This is a genomic window from Mucilaginibacter sp. P1_A3, from assembly GCF_056406855.1.
Map to the genome: position 1 here is coordinate 375,635 of NZ_JBFTZJ010000005.1, position 16,554 is coordinate 392,188.

Sequence of the window (16,554 nt, forward strand, 5' to 3'; positions counted from 1 at the left end):
TTCCACTATCTATGAAAACACCAAATAATAACCGCAGGCAATTTTTACAAACTACCGCACTTGCCAGTGCAGCTTTACTGTTACCCATTGATCAGTTAAAAGCCCTTCCCATGCCGCAGGGTAAAACACCCGCCTTAACGGCAGAGGAAATGGCCGCCATTGATACAGCTTTGGGTAAAAAAGGTAGCTATAAAGATGCTGAAGCTGTTTACACCACTCCATTGCCCCGCAACGATCTTAAAATGAAAATTAAAGGTGAGCCCGTACCAATTCCTTTTGGTTTTGGTGGTTGGGTATCATTCAAAAAGACCATTGATGGAAAATCGGCCATGGTGATGAGTGATACGGTATTGCAAATGGAGGAAGTTAATCCATTGATCTCCGCAGCCCATGCCAACGGGCTGGAAATAGCCGCCATACACAATCACTTTTTTTACGAAGAGCCCCGCATATTCTACATGCATATTCACGGGATGGGGAGCGTGGCTGAACTGGCTAAAAAATATGCGGATACCATCCGCGACAGCAAACTCTTCCCATCTAACCAGCCAGCACCATCAGCACCGCCAACGGTTACCGGAAAGGAAAACTTTGACCTGCCCGCATTGGACGCCATTGTGAAATATACCGGCACGGTGAACGGGCCGACCTATAAATATACTATTGGCCGGGCCGACCTGAACGTTGTGGCAATGGGCGTGGAAATGACAACCAACATCGGCCTGAATAGCTGGGCCTCTTTCGCTGGTAAACATGATGATGCACATATTGCCGGTGACATTGCTATGCTGCAAAGTGAAGTAAATGGTGTGATCAAAACCTTACGGGCGCATAACCTGGAAGTAGTTGCAGTACACAACCACATGCTGGGCGATGATCCGCACATGATTTTCCTGCATTATTATGGCCGTGGCAATGCGGCTACATTGGCGCAAGGTTTCCGTGCTGCTTTGGATGTTTTAGGAAAACAAGCAAAAAAAATGGAAAGTATGAAGATGTAATTATCCATGAACCTTTAAACCCGATTGTTATGAAATGGATCACCCGTGAACGGCCAAAAATTGACCGTATCGCCTGCCCCTGGCTCATTAAAAACTTTGTCGACCCATCAGCCGAGTTTCTATTTGTGCCTAAGGAACAGGTTATCGAACTGGCAAAATCGCTTAACGCGATACCGTACGATATTGCCGGAGTGGAATACTCTCATGAGGGCGAGCGCTGCACGTTTGACTATATCATCAAAAAACATGGCTTAACAGATTCAGCGCTTTTGCAGATGGCAGATATCGTTCGGGGCGCAGACACCAACCGCTTTGACCTGGCACAACAGGCAGCCGGCCTTTGGGCCATCTCCGCCGGTTTATCCTACAACTTTAAAAATGATCAGGAGCAACTGGCTTATGGGCTGATCATTTATGATGCCCTGTATAGCTGGGCTAAATATGTACAAACGGAAATACACACATGGAAGAACAATTGATAAAACTACGCCCCGCTTATTCTTTGGCGGATATTACAAAGTACTTCCTAAAGCTCGGCACCTGGGGGTTCGGTGGTCCGGTGGCCTTAGTTGGCTACATGCAGCGTGACCTGGTAGACAAAAAAGGCTGGCTAACCGAGGAAGAATACAAGGAGGGCCTGGCATTGGCGCAGCTTGCGCCAGGACCTTTAGCAGCGCAATTAGGCATCTATATTGGCTTTGTACATTATGGACTGATAGGCGCCACGTTAACAGGGCTGGCTTTTGTACTGCCTTCGTTTATCATGGTAGTATTATTAGGGATGGCTTACCAGCTTTACGGGGGACTGCCCTGGATGCAGGCTGTGTTTTATGGCGTTGGTGCAGCCGTGATTGGTATCATCGCGATGAGTGCTTACAAACTCACTATAAAATCCATTAGCAAATTTGAGCCGGCTGCTATGAAATCCAAATGGCCTTTGTGGCTGTTTTATATAGCGGGCATCGTTATCACCGTTATTACCGAGCGGGAAGAGATCCTTTTGTTTATCGCTTGCGGCATTTTATACATGGTTATCAAGGCGCCGCCGCAATGGCTCAAAAAACCTGCGGTATTACCTGCGGGTATAATGATCAGCACGGGCTTTTGGAAATATGAAGGCAAAACCCTGGAACAAATTGCCTGGTTCTTTGCCAAAGCAGGGGCTTTCGTCTTCGGCAGCGGGCTGGCCATTGTGCCTTTCCTGCACGGCGGTGTGGTGAAAGAATTTGGTTGGTTGAATGAGCACCAGTTTGTGGATGCGGTTGCCGTGGCAATGATCACACCGGGCCCGGTGGTAATTACCGTTGGCTTCATCGGCTACCTGGTTGCGGGTTTTCCCGGTGCTTGCGTTGCTGCATTGGCTACTTTCCTGCCATGTTATCTATTTACAGTTGCCTTAGCGCCATCTTTTAAAAAAATTGCTAAGAATACCAGCATTAAAGCTTTTGTTGATGGGATTACAGCGGCTGTGATTGGAGCTTTGGTAGGCTCTGTAATTGTGATTGCTCTGCGGTCAATCATTGATATACCTACCGTACTCATCGCAATTGCAGCTGTATTGGCCCTTATTTATATCAAAAAATTACAGGAGCCATATATCATTGGTATTGCCGCAATCATCGGCATATTGATAAAAACGCTATAATCAACGTTTTTTGTTAAACCCAAAAAAACAGGGCTAAAAAATAGATCAGGTCAGAATATTGCAGGTGGGATTTTAAAGTTTTAAGCGCCTCAACCATGTGATTTTTTACAGTATTTGGTGATATCTGTAACTGTTCTGCAATCTCTTTATGCGTAAGGTGCTCTACCCTGCTTAGTCTGAAGATGAGTTGCTGTTGTTTAGGCAGTTTATTGATGATCTGTTCGGTAAAATGTTCAAGGTCATGTACCAGCACATCCTCTTCGGTACCATTATGTACGGTAGTGATATGATCAATTAATTTTTCGCTAAGCTCTCTCGACTGGCAAATTTGCCTCAGTGCATTTAGTGATAGCCTTTTAGCAATTACATACAAATACAGCCATATATTTCCTTCCGGATTTAGCTTTTGCCGGTTAATCCAAAGGTTTATGAAGCATTCCTGCACAATTTCCTGGCTTTGCGCAGCATCCTTTAAAAACCTAAATGCCAGCCTGTAAACCTTACCGCAGTATGTTTCATAGATCATATCAAAAGCGGCTTCATCGCCCGCAATCAATTGCTGAATATAACTGCTGCTAATTTCCTGGTGCACTTTTACTATTTATAAATTGGTTTATAAATATAAAGAGTAAATTTTCGCAATTCATAACATTAAATTAAAGTAGTGGTATTGTAGTGGCAATAAAAGCAGCAATTACACGTTGTGTAAAAAGCAAGACAAGTTCGATAATACGCTATCTTACAGCATATAACGTTAAATTATTATCATTTATCTATCACCACTCCTGCCTGTTAAAAAAATAAAAAAAAGTCCAAAAACTTGTTTCAAGTTATTGAAATTGTTCCGTGGCTATCCTCCGCTTAGTTTAAACTTTGGTTTTATATAAATTTATTTTACACGGCTTTCCCGTTAAAAGCAGTACAGTATGTGGCCTATAAAAATGGGCCGAAATACATTTTAACATTAAAAAAAACTATTTGCCGTAGCGTTTTGCTATTGCTCACCGTATTGGTAGAATAAATAATAATAACCAACTATGAAAAAATTCTTTACACAAGGGGCAGCCATGTTCGTGATGATGTGTTTGCTCAGCGGCCTGTTAACCTCATGCCTTAAGAATAATGACAACAACCATTATGTGGTACCGCCTGTAGCGCTCATCTCTGCCATCAATGCCTCGCCGGATGCCCAGCCTGTTGATTTCTACCTTGATCAGAACAGGGCAAACAACTTCTCTATCAAAAGCGGCGAAAGTCTTGATTACATCAGGGCCTATACCGGCAAAAGAACCGCAACATTCTATGTAGGAGGAAGCCAGCAGAAAATAAAAAGCGACACAATTACGCTTAAGGCCGATAAACTATATTCGCTGTTCCTGGCTAACCAGGTGAGTACACCCGATTTTTTGCTGATAGCCGATTCTGTTAGCCGGCCTGCTGAAGGAAAAGCCACCGTAAGATTTATTAATCTGAGCCCCGATGCAGGCGCTGCCGACCTGGCAATAAAAGGCGGTGCAGTACTGGCCACAGGCTTAACTTATAAAAAGTATTCTGCATTCATCCCTGTTGATGGCGCTACCCCTTATACGTTCGAAATCCGCAAAGCCGGAACAACCACTGTACTATTCACACTTACTGATGTTACATTAAAAAGAAACACCATTAATACCATATGGTTACAGGGATTGGCAGCCGCCACTGATGTAAAAAAGATTAGCGCGCATACGCAGGAGAATGTATACTATTATTGATTTACTTCCTTTATATCGAAACAAAAATCCCTACCTCCGAAAAGAGGCAGGGATTTTGTTTGTAATATAATTTGAAGCTTCAAGAACCCGGGCTACAGATTAAAAATCAGGATTTATGCTAAACTTAATGCCATACGCCGAGATACCTGAATGATCAAGGTAATTAAACCGTTTAATCACATCTATACGCAACAACTTAAAAATATTTCCAACACCAACTCCCGCTTCCACATAGGGTGTGCTGCCTAAGGCATAAGTACCGTTTGCACCATTTGAACCTACTGGAAATTTGTATAAATTTTTTGAGTAAAGGGGATTATTTTCGTTACGCAAGCCCCCGTATAAAACTTTAAATGATAAAAACTCCCGCCATTTTAAATGCTCTATTAATGGTATTTTATTAAGAAAAAAGCCATTAAAACTGTGTGTAATATTTAAGCCCACATAATGATCGCTCACAAACTCCAGGTAATTCATCTTATTATAGGCATCGGGTTCATAACCAAAAGATTGATTGGCCGGACTGATATTCAGCAGCGGAAATGGCACCTTGCCGGTTAACAGATTACCCAGCAGCGTAACATCCGAGTAACCCAACTGTGATAAATAAAACCGTTTAAAAATATTCGCGCTTATATTGTTATAACTGTAAGCTCCGTTGAGCAGCCCTTCAAAACCATGGTTTATCTGCAAGTTAAAAATGGGGTATTTGCTATAAATAGTATGGCGGGACTGCGTTCCCTGTAAAATTTGTTCATGAGGCGCATACCTCAACCCAAGGCCAACTTCGGTAGTGGTTAAATCATGTATGATGGTGTTATTTGCATCATTTTCCTCAAATAACAAGGTTCCGGCGGCTTGTTGGTTCCAGTTTTTGAAAGTAACATTATATGAAAAATGATTCTCAAAATCTTTCACATAATCAACCCTGAAAATTTTATTATAAAGCCAGTAATCCGTTTTGCCCGTTTGGAATGAGGCGAGCGTAGCCTGCGAGTTATTTATTGAATAAATCTTTCCTGGTTTATCAATATCATACTGGTAGCTAACTTTAAAATAATCGTTAGGGAAACGATAAGGCGGCGTTTGATTTAATGAAAAATAAGTGCTTAAATTAAATTTTGCTTTAGTATCCCTCGTTCCGTAGGCTGTAAAACCTTCCAGGTAAATGGATCGGTTAAACTTTGGCGTAGTTCGCCCGCCCAACTGGAAGCGTGCCCCTTCTACATTATCAAAAGCATAAATAGAGCCTATGGGGCCTATTTGTACCGGGCCAAAATCGCCATATCCTCCTGTAAATGTTGATGCAATCCACGATAATCTTTTAAAAGACGGCATACTTTCCAGCTTGCTAATACGCCCATACAACTGTTTCTGCTGTGTACTCAATGTATCTGCCCTGTTTTTCATCCAGTAGGCAGTATCTTGTTTCTGGGAATTTACAGCGGTTTGCAAACTTTTACCCTGGTAAAATTCCTCCGGGAGCGGTGAATTTAATTTATAGTGGTCATAAAGCACCATCCGTTCGCCAAAAACACCGGTTCCCTTATTTTTTAAAATACCAAAATCTGCTTTTACATCACTTTTGTTCAGGTAATAGCGTCCACCGGGATATTGTTCAAAATCCAGGCGAATTTTAAGGCTGCGCATAAAATTGATATTGATCTGTTTATTTACGTTAAGCTCACAAGCTTCAACAGCATAATGCCCATCCAGGGTTACCATTAACTTACCTTCAAAAAGCAGATCACCTTTATTGCGGGGTATAAAACTGACCTCCACTAATTTTCCTTTATCCGTTTGTATGGTATCGGTTATAAAAAACTTATAAAACTCCGGGGCATGATTAGCAATAGGGCTCAGAAACTGGTTGGTGATAATAAAAATATTATTGTCGTATATATCTATATTATTACCGTAGAGCCGGTTAAGGTACGTATCCAACCCAACGGTATCCACAAATTTGATGATGTTGGTTTCCTTTTGCGCATTTAATACCCTTATAGATTTTGATGGATTTTTGCGGTAATAGTTTTGAAATAGCTTTTCGCTGAAATAAACCGGAAGGGAAGTTTCCTGTTGGCCGTTTATTTTTTGAGTAGTATCAAGCATGAACTTGTATTTACTAAAAAAATGACTATTGATGAGTTTTTGTGGGAGATGAAACAAGGATAAGCCTATCTTTTCATATTGATCATATTGAAGATAGTCGGCACTTTCCATCCGGTTCTGCTCCTTATGGTCAATAATCTGCTGAATAAGTTCAACGGCTGGGTTTCCTTTATTGGTGTATTTCTTTTTTTTGCCAGAAACAACCGAAACTTCTTTTAACTGGGTTTGACTGCTATGCAGCCGAATTTGCAATTCATTAACCTGGCCCGGTTTAATAATTTTGGTAACCGACTGGTAGCCCATATAAGAAAATGTTACCCGGCTATAAGAGCCTGTGGCACTCAATATAAATCGCCCCACCCTATCTGTACTGGAGCCATACCTGCTGCCATTAAAGTTTACGCCGACAAAAGGCAGTGGCCGGCCAGATACATCATCAACAACCAATCCGTTCACAGTTGTTACCGTTTGTACATTCAATTGCTTTTTCCCGGCAATAGTACTATCCGGCTGCTGGGCTTCACTGTATAAAGGAGATAAAAGCAACGATAAATAAATAATTCTTTTTAGCCCGGAAAGAGTCGAAAACTTAAAAAGCGGGGATATAACCTGCTTCCGCGAAGCTAATTTTATAATGAGATTCCAAAAAATAAGTAACAAATTAAATTAAGAGTTAAGAGTAAAAATGAACCTAAAGCAAAGTAACATTTAGCCATATCTTTTTTAACTGTGAAGTTTCAACTATGTCTAAAATAAATTATAATTCTGTTTTGTTTCTGAAGAAGGCCGGCCCGAAAGCATGATGTATGACTAAAACTCATGAGCCGGACAACCATTAAACGACAACAAATTTTCAGAAGAACTTCAAAATCAATCAGAAACATTAACGAACGGTAACTTTATAAAGTATAAAATCATTTTCAGGTTATTTTTCCTGTTCAGATACTCTAATGTCAAAGATGAAAGGAAAGAGTGTGGATATTGTTTTTGAACCATTAAAAATATCTGCATATAAATAACAGATCTGAATAGCCCTCAAAATTATGGGGTACCGGAAAACACCGGTCATTTACCCGAAAAAAACACGACGGGGCAATAACAGCTTCATGATAGCGGTCATTTTTTTGCAGGAAAAAATTATTAAGCTTTGTATAGATCAAATAGTACTTAAACCTGATTTACCTAACAGGCTGTCTAAAAGTAAATAAACCAACCGTCATTGCGAGGCACGAAGCAATCCCCGAACTATGCAGATCGGATTTGCAAACCTCCCCTGTAAGGTGGGGATTGCTTCGTGCCTCGCAATGACGCGTGGATATGGGCTTCATTAGAAGTAAAAAAATTAATAAATCAAATTTAGACAGACTCTTAGTTCCTGGTTATTTTTTTACTTAAAGCAAACTCTTATGAAAAATTTAACTTTTTACTTTTTGGTAGCAGGTTTCCTGCTTTTTGGTTTTTGCGCAAAGGCCCAGAATTTTGCTTTGGGTGTTCGGGGGGGCATTAGTATTCCTAATTTAACCGGCGGGGCTGGTAGTCAAAATCCACTGAATACTGGTTATAGTTCGCGCTTAGGGCTGGACGCAGGTATATTTGTTGAATATAAAATCTCAACTCTTTTTTCAATACAACCCATGATAGAATATTCTTCGCAGGGAGGTAAAAAAAATGGGTTTCAGGCGTTTACTACTCCCGATGCTTTAGCTGCGATGTTTCCTCCCGGGCAAGCCCCTCCCTACCTTTATGCCAATTACAATAGTAAGGCAAAATTAAACTACCTGATGCTGCCATTACTGGCCAAATTTGGATGGAATATTAAAAAATCACCATTTCGTGTTTATGTTGATGCAGGTCCGTTTGTTGGGCTCCTGGTCTCTGCTCACCAGGTTACCAGCGGCAAAAGCGAATTTTTCACCGATGCATCCGGGCAACAGACCCTGCCAGGAGGCGCGCAATCCTTTGATAATAATGAAGATATAAAAGATCAGCTTCATAAATTCAATACAGGCATTGAAGGTAATATAGGCCTTAACTACCGTATGGGATCCTGTAACTTATTTATTGAAGGGGGTGGCAATTATGGATTTCTGAATATCCAAAAAGGCACACAAAACGGAAAGAATGAAGTTGGCGCGGCCACAGTTACCATAGGTTACAGTTATTGGTTTGGAAAGTGATTGTTTCTTCATTAACAAACAAAAGTCTCTTTTTAATTTACCGCACATTTAATTAGAACAACAATCAAAATGTTTTGATTGATTAAATCTGCGGTAAATTATTATTTATTAAATTGTTTAAAAAATCATGTATGTGAACATTTTGTTTAACTTTAGCTTTAGAAATTGACCTATCCTTATTACTTAGTTACCTAATAAGATATTTTTAAATACCTTCTACAGGTATTTTTTGACCCTTAGCAGGTATTTTTTAACAAGTAACTTCGTTAGGTTTATATCCCGTTTCCGTCTTAATTAAATATAACCACAAACCTAACGCCATGATTGCTAACCCACTAAATGTTTTATTAATTGATGATGACTTTTTGAACAATTATATTTCAACTAAATTCATTCAAAGGTATTTTACCAATTCAAATATAACCTCTTGTTTAAACGGGAAAATTGCCATAGATCTGTTAGCGGATAATAAAGCAAAGCAACCCGAATTTAACTATGACTATATTTTTCTTGATTTGAATATGCCGGTGATGAATGGGTGGGAGTTTCTGGATCAGTATACTTTTTTAAAAATTGACCCTACAGTTAAAAGCAACCTATTTCTTTTAACCTCATCGATCCATAAAGACGATGTTAGCAAAGCAAGCAAATACCCATTGATAAAGGAATTTATTACCAAGCCTCTGTATTCAGAAAAAATAATGGAAATTTTCAATGTGGCACAGCTAAGCGATTCCAATTAAGTTAGGATCTCTAAACAATACTGTACATAAAATTAAAAACAGCGCTTCCTTTAGCGCGGCTAAAGCTCAGCTGCAATTTGCAGGTAGCTTGGTCCGGGCCAAAACAATTCAGATTGCACACCACTGGTGGCAATATATTTGTCAATACTTTGTTCTGCAGAACCTAATTAAACTTTAATGCGAGGGCCACTGATAATTTTTCCCGGCTATTTTCAAGGCTTTTTACCTGAAGGTAGCAGCTAATAGTAAGTGTCCATACTTACATTACTTTTAAGCATGGCACTTAAATTAAATAAGTTCAAGCGTCCCTCAACCCGAACCCGTACGTGGCTAAAAATTTATAGCCTTAAAATGAAAATGGCCCGTGGTTACTTCCGAAAGGGAATTTATTAACCCTGCCATATGCGTGATCACAATGAGTATGATCGCGATACGTTTTTTGAGTAAGATGTTGATTGGTCAGCAGTTCCGATTTATTAGTTTCAGTCTTCTCAGGCTGATTAACTATTACAGTTTTCTTCTTCATGGTGACTCCTCCGGTTTTAAGGTTTCTTTACAATTGGTATACTAATATAAGCACAAATACACTCATTTCCAATAGCGTTTAAAGAAAAATCCAAGCAAATACAAAGCAGATGTACACGCTGTATTGACAGGGACCTAAGTTAAACTTTCACCAGAAGCCGGTAACGTTTCTTAATTTCCGTTTATTCGTTTTTTAGATGCTTCCAAATAATATTAAAAACATCAACCGGGGCAACCTTATCCTGCAATACCTTATCATTGGTTATCAATACAGGCTTATATTTAGCAGGAATGCCAATGCGGCCATGTGAACCTTTAATAAGGGTGGCATCCAGCGGTATAACATCCATTACATACCTAAAGCCGGCTTTTTTACGCAACAGCTTGTAGCCGGCCCTGGCTTTTGAGGTCATAAACATTTCTACAGGATCGTAACCCGGCTTTTTATGAATATCAACTACGCGGGCATAATCAGGCGCTTTGGCATCGTCGAGCCAAAAGTAGTAGGTAAACCAGCTATGCTCATCTGCCATTAAAACCAGTTCGCCGGCACGTTCATGATCTATATGATAAGCAGCCTGTTCAGCACGATCAAGCACCAACTCAATGCCCGGAACCGTTTTTAGTAAAGCCTCTACCTGCTCAGTTACCGCCGGATCATTGATATATACATGGGCTATCTGATGATCGGCAACAACAAATGCCTTTGAGGCTCCCGGATCAAGCAGTTCCAGGCCACGCTCTACCCTAATCTGTAATAAGTTATGCTGGCGAAATAAGCGGTTTAAATGGATAGGATTATTAACGGGAGCGATACCATATTCAGATAAAAGGATAATACTTGCACCCTTCTTTTCGTAAAATGCAACCAGCTCCTCCACCAAAGCGTCAACCTCTTTAAGCTCGTTAGCTATTTTTGATTCATCTGGTCCAAACTTTTGAAGGCAGTAATCCAAATGCGGAAGATAGATAAGCGTAAGTGTAGGATCGTGAAGATCATCGGTATACATAGATGCATCTGCTATCCATTTGCTCGATTTAATGTTTGCTCCAGGCCCCCAGAATTGAAACAGCGGAAACTGCCCCAATTTTTCCTGCAAAATATCACGCAATTCGGCAGGGTGTGTATAGCAATCCGGCATCTTTCGGCCATCGGCCAGGTAATTTGGCCTTGGTGTTACAGAATAATCGGCAGTTGAATACATATTGTACCACCAAAACATCATAGATGAGGTAAAAGACGGATCTTCTTTTTTTGCCTTATCCCATATCTTATCTCCGGAAACCAGCTTGTTTGATTGTTTCCAGAATTTAACTTCACTGTCAATACGATCATACCAACCGTTACCCACTATGCCATTTGCCGCCGGGTATGTCCCTGTAAGATAGGCCGATTGTACCGCAGTAGTTACTGCAGGCAAAAGCGGTTCAATGGTGGTTAAATTTTTTGAGGCTATATACTTTTTTAAAAAAGGCGTATGCTCACCAATTACCGAGGTAGATAACCCCACAATATCAATAACAACCGTTTTATTCATAACAGCACTTAATTTGTTAACTCGTATTTAACCCATTCCAGCTCTCTTATTATCGATTGGGTAAGCGGGATCCTCATGGCATCCGGCAATACTCCCCATGTATAAGTTTCTACTTCCAGATGATTGGTGAAAGGACTGTTTTTTTGGATGCCTAATACCTTTACAATGTCGGCTTGTGTGGATTGTAACAGGCCAAAATCTTCCAAAAATACCGGAACATGAAAATGGGCGCGCCATTCTTCAGCATCATCTGTTGCCATTAATGCTTCGGGCAAATCAGCATATCGCAGCAAATTACCATCGGCAAGCCGGGCAATAACCTGGTGCAGGTAAGTGGGTTCATTAAACTTTTTAAATTCAGTTAATATTGCCTGCTTATTGCCTGGTGTGTGATCAAATGAGGCCTTGAGGGCGGCACTGATCTGTATCTTGCCTACTTTTATTCCTTTTTGCGCCAGTTCATCAATGATAGCTTCATGTGGCTCATACCCTATTGCAAAATGGCAAACATCATAGCATAAATTCACATGTTCTTTTATGAGGATTTCCGCTTCTGCAGCCGGTATAATAAAATTATCCCGAAAATAGCTGATGCCTTGCGGTAACAGATCGGTCTCAAACCATTCTATAAATTCCCTTCCGGTTTCTAACACACCATCAGGCTCGGGCTCAATATCCAAATGTAATTTAATACCTGTTTTTTGCTTTATTGAATGGAGTTCGGCAGCTACCTGCAGTATATTTTTAGTGGCTTCCTGCTTAGCTTCATCCATTGCCTCTTTATTATTAAACCAATGTTTATAGCTTAAAGGCGAAGTTGATATACCACCATCCATGCCCTGGGGCAGTAAAAGCGCTAATATGTTAAAAAGCCTTAGCGTATAGGCCAGCCTATCGGCGGTTGTCCAGTCGGGGGCATGTACCTGGTCTTTAACTATTACATTGTGAAACCCGCCATACGGAAAACCATTCATGGTAAACACATAGGCATCGTTCAGTTGTAACCATTGTTTAAATTGGGCCAGGTTATCGCCCTGGAGCAGTTCGATACTGGCTATGTTAGATAAGCGCAAACCAATACCCATGGGTGCATCAGGAGATAGTTGTGCCTTTATTTGCGGAAAGCTAAGTTCCAGGGCATTGAAATGATCGGCCCAGTTTTCGCCGGCGTGTATATTGGTGCAATAGCTTAAATGTCCTGCTGTAAGTTTCATAAGTGTATTAGATTATTGCAATTGATGTTGTTGCAATTCACCCAGCTTTTTAGCGGCTTGCTTTAATAAACCGGCATCAATTTCATGTACTTCTTCGCCTTCGCCAATTGAGTTAAGAAGCATAATAGTTAGCTGGCCACCTAAATGCTCGCGAAATTCTTCCAAACCGGCCAATATTGGGCTATCCTCTTTATCAACCTGCAACAAGGGGTGCGAAACATCAAAGCCAAGGTTTAGCAAAGTTTGTACAATTCTTTTGCTATCTGCAGCTGGCAAACGGCCCGAAAGTTCGGAATAAACGGTATCAAGGGCAATGCCCATGGCTACGGCCTCGCCGTGGCGCACTTCAAAATTGCTCAGGTATTCCAGTTTATGAGCGCTCCAGTGCCCGAAATCAAGTGGCCGGGATGAGCCGCTTTCAAAAGGATCTGTGCCGGCAATATGCTCCATATGGAGTTGCGCGCACTTCCAGATCAGGTAATTCATTGTTGCCCTATCGCGTTGAACCAAAGCGCCGGCATTATGCTCTATCCAATTAAAAAACTCCGCATCTTTCAATAAAGCAACCTTAACCGCTTCTGACATTCCCGAGCGCCAATCGCGGTCGCTGAGGGTTTCTAAAAACTTTTCATCATTAAAAACAGCAACGGGAGGCATAAATGTCCCTAAAAAGTTTTTCTTCGAAAAAAAGTTAATACCATTTTTAACCCCGATGCCCGAATCATTTTGAGATAGTACCGTAGTGGGTATGCGGATATGTTTAATGCCGCGATGAGATACCGCGGCGGCATAACCCACCATATCAAGCACCGAACCGCCGCCAATAGCCGCTATATAAGAGTGCCTGTCAATACCGTAAGTATTTACCGCTTCAACAACCTGGTTAAAGTGAGCCACATCATTTTTAGCATCCTCTCCCCCGGTTACTATTAAAACATCCGGAATGAGTTGAACTGTAGGGTAAATGGAAAAGTAATTTTTTATTTCGTTTATTAAATTTGGATGTGCATCTATAACACCCTTATCGGCCACAAAAAGTATTTTCCGTAATGATGCCGGTGTGCCGGCGCTCAATAAAAAATCGTTAAAAAGGGTATTGGTTATATTAAAAATACCGGTTGTAAAGTAAACCTGGTACTCAAACTTCACAGTAAAAGATTGGGATAAATGCTTCATGTATAAACTAAAGAACGTTTTTAAATAAATGTAATTACGTAACGGCAAAAATCTTTGCCAGCCAGATAGATAATGGCAGTAAACAGGCTATGATCAGCGCCGCGTAAATAGTACTGAATGTTGCCGCCCATGCCGCATCCATCAATATCAATGAAATAACGCCGGCTTTTACTGCCTTGCCTATATTTTTACCTATCGGATCCTGAATTGCCTTAAACAGCGGCGTAAATATCATCCGCAAAAACGGGATCAGGATAATGCCAGATAAAAGCAGCTTTTTATTGCGATAGGAAATGAAGAATATTAAGCCTGCCACTATAATATATAAAAGCGCCGCGATGTATAAATTACCTTTGCTACCACCATGCACTTCGCCCCGGCTAATCATGGTGATTGAAAAGATATAAATAATGGGCACAATTGCCAAAAAGTACCATTGTGGCAGTGCGCTTGTTATTATGCTCACCCCTAAAAGTAAATTTAAGCCCCGGCAAAAACCCATGTTCAGCGGACCAAAAAAAGGATGATGCTTACCTATTTTATTATACAACAGCGCAAAAAAGCTGATTGCTGCTGCCAATAAAGCAGATACCAGGCTAACCATGCCCGCGCTTATAATACCCGCAAGTAACAGTATACTACCAAATATTGCCGCTTGCCGCAAACTAACCCTGCCACTTGGTATGGCACGCTCCGGGCGTTCAACCCTATCCAGATCGGCATCAAAAACATCATTAAAAACTATGCCGCCGCCATACAGGCAAGCTGTTGAAAAACAAAGCATTAAAACACTTTGCAAATACCCTTTGTAGGCAACTTCAGAAAAAGCTCCGGCTATGGCGGCACCCGCCAGCACATCGGCAACCGAGGTTACAACATTAGCCGGCCTCATCATACGCAAGTAAACAATTATTTTCTCCAATGCGCTTAGCTGATAATAATTGAAGACTTATTGATGCGCGGCTGCTGACCACCACGTAAGATGCTATTTCCTTCAAACCTGGCGCTTTGATCAATGGTTCCAATAAAATCGGCCTCGTTGATTTGCCCGCTTTGTGCAAACGCTGTTATGGCGTTGCGATAGGTAACCAGTTCAATATCTGCATCACTTATTCCGTTAAGCTTCATTAAAGCCGCGGTTTTTGGTACCGCCAGCGGATCACTGATCCCCCAGTCGGCGGCAGAATTAACCATGATCCTTTCGGGGCCATATTGCTTTGTAATTTCCACCATGCGCTGGTTGCCCATTTTGGTAAAGGGGTAAATGGTAAAGGCTGTCCAAAAGCCCCTGTCAAGTACTTCCTTTACAGTTTCCTCGTTGTTATGGTCAATAATTACCATATCCGGGGCAAGCCCATGTTCAATGGCAATATCCATACTGCGCTGCGTTCCGCGTTTTTTATCGCGGTGCGGGGTATGAACCTGCACGGGTAAGCCGGCTGCCTTAGCCAGTTCAAGCTGCAGCCGATAATATTTTTCTTCGGCAGCGGTTTGATCGTCAAACCCTATTTCGCCAATACCAACCACACCATCTTTATACATAAATAGGGGTAGCATTTCCATTACCTGCTCGGCCAATGGTTCGTTATTGGCTTCTCTTGAGTTAAGCCCTATAGTACAGTAATGCTTTATTCCAAATTGCGATGAACGGAACCTTTCCCAGCCAACCAGGCTGCTGTAATAATCTTTAAAGCTATCAACACCGGTACGCGGCTGGCCCAGCCAAAAGGAAGGCTCTATAAGCGCCACTATGCCGGCATCGGCCATAGCCTGGTAGTCATCGGTAGTGCGTGACGTCATGTGCACATGCGGATCAAAAAACTTCATGCCCTTTATTACACCTATATCAAATGCCTCTGTTGATTGTTCAGCGGGTAAACTTCTCTCTTCTGGATTATGACTGCAACACATTTTTTTTATTTTTTATGATCAACGATTTATTACTGCTAAAACTTCCCTTGCTTCATACCATCCAATTGTTCATCGTTAACAAATTTGCCAACAATGTACCAAAGCATATCCTCAACTTTACGGTTGGCTGCCTGGCGTTCCTTAGCATAATCAATTAATATACGGGCAAGCTCCTGGTTTGCCCTGTTATCCAAACCGAATAACTTGTTCACTTGTTTTTCTGTAAAAAAGGCTTTTAAAACCATTTGGTTCCATGCCGCTTCCTCCAGGTTCTCTGCCGGATAAGGATTATTGTACATAATAGCCTCCAGCACCGTACCTATGTTACTCCTAATCCCCTCGGCACAGCGTTTAACCCATAATTTAGGGTACTGCAGTACCGGCAGGGCGGTGTATAATGCAACCTGTTCATTCATTTCGGCTGCCGAAAAAAGGTTTTCAATCGCCTTAAAATAATGGCCTTCGTCAACATCCTTATACCTCATCAACAACCAAACCCTGCTCAGCCTATCGGCGGTCCAGTTATCGATTGCGAAGCCCGGCCTGATGGATTTTAATAACTCTTCCTGCTCATGAGCTACCCTTATAACTGCTTTGCCCGTTTTACGCGGTATAATTGCAAAGGCGGTATTTAAAGCCAAATTGCTACTGGTATTACTATCCGCATTAAGCCAGGTCCAGGCCTCAGCAGTGATATTATTTTTTGTTATGTCAGCAATTACCGCGTTTAATTCCTCTGTATTGTAAGTAACCATAACTTT

At 41.3% G+C, this 16,554-nt stretch carries 14 protein-coding genes; 6 read left to right on the top strand and 8 right to left on the bottom strand.

All coding sequences use genetic code 11. The features are described from left to right. Window positions 1-11 precede the first annotated feature (11 nt). Genes AC1D0K_RS12830 through AC1D0K_RS12840 form a run of 3 tightly spaced genes read left to right on the top strand, consistent with a single transcriptional unit; the run spans window position 12 to window position 2,646 of the window. Window positions 12-1,001 (top strand): DUF1259 domain-containing protein, encoded by a 990-nt coding sequence (locus tag AC1D0K_RS12830; RefSeq protein ID WP_477392453.1) that lies wholly within the window; start codon window positions 12-14, stop codon window positions 999-1,001. 29 nt (window positions 1,002-1,030) lie between these two features. Further along, window positions 1,031-1,480: a chromate resistance protein ChrB domain-containing protein gene (locus AC1D0K_RS12835; protein ID WP_477392451.1), complete on the top strand. Its 450-nt coding sequence runs from the start codon at window positions 1,031-1,033 to the stop codon at window positions 1,478-1,480. Beyond that, on the top strand, window positions 1,465-2,646 hold the full coding sequence (locus tag AC1D0K_RS12840; RefSeq protein ID WP_477392449.1) for a chromate transporter: 1,182 nt from the start codon (window positions 1,465-1,467) through the stop codon (window positions 2,644-2,646). The genes AC1D0K_RS12835 and AC1D0K_RS12840 overlap by 16 nt, the downstream gene beginning before the upstream one ends. 13 nt (window positions 2,647-2,659) lie before the next feature. On the opposite strand, the gene AC1D0K_RS12845 is transcribed toward AC1D0K_RS12840, so the two are convergent. Continuing rightward, a complete protein-coding gene (locus AC1D0K_RS12845; protein ID WP_477392447.1) occupies window positions 2,660-3,238 on the bottom strand; it encodes an RNA polymerase sigma factor in 579 nt (192 codons plus the stop codon). Between the two features lie 445 nt (window positions 3,239-3,683). On the opposite strand from AC1D0K_RS12845, the gene AC1D0K_RS12850 reads away from it, so the two are divergent. Beyond that, the gene (locus tag AC1D0K_RS12850) at window positions 3,684-4,397 is read left to right on the top strand and encodes a DUF4397 domain-containing protein (RefSeq protein ID WP_477442043.1); all 714 of its coding nucleotides are present in this window, start codon (window positions 3,684-3,686) and stop codon (window positions 4,395-4,397) included. 99 nt (window positions 4,398-4,496) lie between these two features. Here AC1D0K_RS12850 and AC1D0K_RS12855 read toward each other — a convergent pair whose 3' ends face one another. Beyond that, the gene (locus AC1D0K_RS12855; protein ID WP_477392443.1) at window positions 4,497-7,055 is read right to left on the bottom strand and encodes a DUF5686 family protein; all 2,559 of its coding nucleotides are present in this window, start codon (window positions 7,053-7,055) and stop codon (window positions 4,497-4,499) included. Window positions 7,056-7,915: 860 nt separating this feature from the next. Here AC1D0K_RS12855 and AC1D0K_RS12860 point away from each other — a divergent pair. Then, window positions 7,916-8,686, top strand: coding sequence for a porin family protein (locus AC1D0K_RS12860; protein WP_477392441.1), 771 nt, complete (start codon window positions 7,916-7,918; stop codon window positions 8,684-8,686). Between the two features lie 320 nt (window positions 8,687-9,006). Beyond that, entirely contained in the window at window positions 9,007-9,429 is a 423-nt protein-coding gene (locus AC1D0K_RS12865; RefSeq protein ID WP_295711139.1) for a response regulator, read from the top strand. A 707-nt stretch (window positions 9,430-10,136) separates the two neighbouring features. Here AC1D0K_RS12865 and AC1D0K_RS12870 read toward each other — a convergent pair. The 6 genes from AC1D0K_RS12870 to AC1D0K_RS12895 are packed head-to-tail and all read right to left on the bottom strand — an operon-like array spanning window position 10,137 to window position 16,548. Next, window positions 10,137-11,492: an alkaline phosphatase family protein gene (locus AC1D0K_RS12870; RefSeq protein WP_477392438.1), complete on the bottom strand. Its 1,356-nt coding sequence runs from the start codon at window positions 11,490-11,492 to the stop codon at window positions 10,137-10,139. Window positions 11,493-11,500: 8 nt separating this feature from the next. Next, the gene (eboE, locus tag AC1D0K_RS12875; protein ID WP_477392436.1) at window positions 11,501-12,706 is read right to left on the bottom strand and encodes a metabolite traffic protein EboE; all 1,206 of its coding nucleotides are present in this window, start codon (window positions 12,704-12,706) and stop codon (window positions 11,501-11,503) included. A gap of 12 nt (window positions 12,707-12,718) precedes the next feature. Further along, window positions 12,719-13,882, bottom strand: a complete 1,164-nt coding sequence (locus tag AC1D0K_RS12880) for a 3-dehydroquinate synthase (protein ID WP_477392434.1) — start codon at window positions 13,880-13,882, stop codon at window positions 12,719-12,721. Window positions 13,883-13,916: 34 nt separating this feature from the next. Further along, complete coding sequence (gene eboC / locus AC1D0K_RS12885) at window positions 13,917-14,804, bottom strand: UbiA-like protein EboC (RefSeq protein WP_477392432.1); 888 nt, start codon at window positions 14,802-14,804, stop codon at window positions 13,917-13,919. Between the two features lie 5 nt (window positions 14,805-14,809). Next, entirely contained in the window at window positions 14,810-15,793 is a 984-nt protein-coding gene (locus AC1D0K_RS12890) for a TatD family hydrolase (RefSeq protein ID WP_477392430.1), read from the bottom strand. 35 nt (window positions 15,794-15,828) lie between these two features. Then, the gene (locus AC1D0K_RS12895; protein ID WP_295711150.1) at window positions 15,829-16,548 is read right to left on the bottom strand and encodes an EboA domain-containing protein; all 720 of its coding nucleotides are present in this window, start codon (window positions 16,546-16,548) and stop codon (window positions 15,829-15,831) included. Window positions 16,549-16,554: the final 6 nt, after the last annotated feature.

Coding starts and splice junctions, on each gene's coding strand:
- AC1D0K_RS12865 (WP_295711139.1), top strand. CDS start 9,007: ATGATTGCTAACCCACTAAATGTTTTATTAATTGATGATGACTTTTTG.
- AC1D0K_RS12835 (WP_477392451.1), top strand. CDS start 1,031: ATGAAATGGATCACCCGTGAACGGCCAAAAATTGACCGTATCGCCTGC.
- AC1D0K_RS12860 (WP_477392441.1), top strand. CDS start 7,916: ATGAAAAATTTAACTTTTTACTTTTTGGTAGCAGGTTTCCTGCTTTTT.
- AC1D0K_RS12850 (WP_477442043.1), top strand. CDS start 3,684: ATGAAAAAATTCTTTACACAAGGGGCAGCCATGTTCGTGATGATGTGT.
- AC1D0K_RS12870 (WP_477392438.1), bottom strand. CDS start 11,492: ATGAATAAAACGGTTGTTATTGATATTGTGGGGTTATCTACCTCGGTA.
- AC1D0K_RS12840 (WP_477392449.1), top strand. CDS start 1,465: ATGGAAGAACAATTGATAAAACTACGCCCCGCTTATTCTTTGGCGGAT.
- AC1D0K_RS12890 (WP_477392430.1), bottom strand. CDS start 15,793: ATGTGTTGCAGTCATAATCCAGAAGAGAGAAGTTTACCCGCTGAACAA.
- eboE (WP_477392436.1), bottom strand. CDS start 12,706: ATGAAACTTACAGCAGGACATTTAAGCTATTGCACCAATATACACGCC.
- AC1D0K_RS12830 (WP_477392453.1), top strand. CDS start 12: ATGAAAACACCAAATAATAACCGCAGGCAATTTTTACAAACTACCGCA.
- AC1D0K_RS12895 (WP_295711150.1), bottom strand. CDS start 16,548: ATGGTTACTTACAATACAGAGGAATTAAACGCGGTAATTGCTGACATA.
- AC1D0K_RS12880 (WP_477392434.1), bottom strand. CDS start 13,882: ATGAAGCATTTATCCCAATCTTTTACTGTGAAGTTTGAGTACCAGGTT.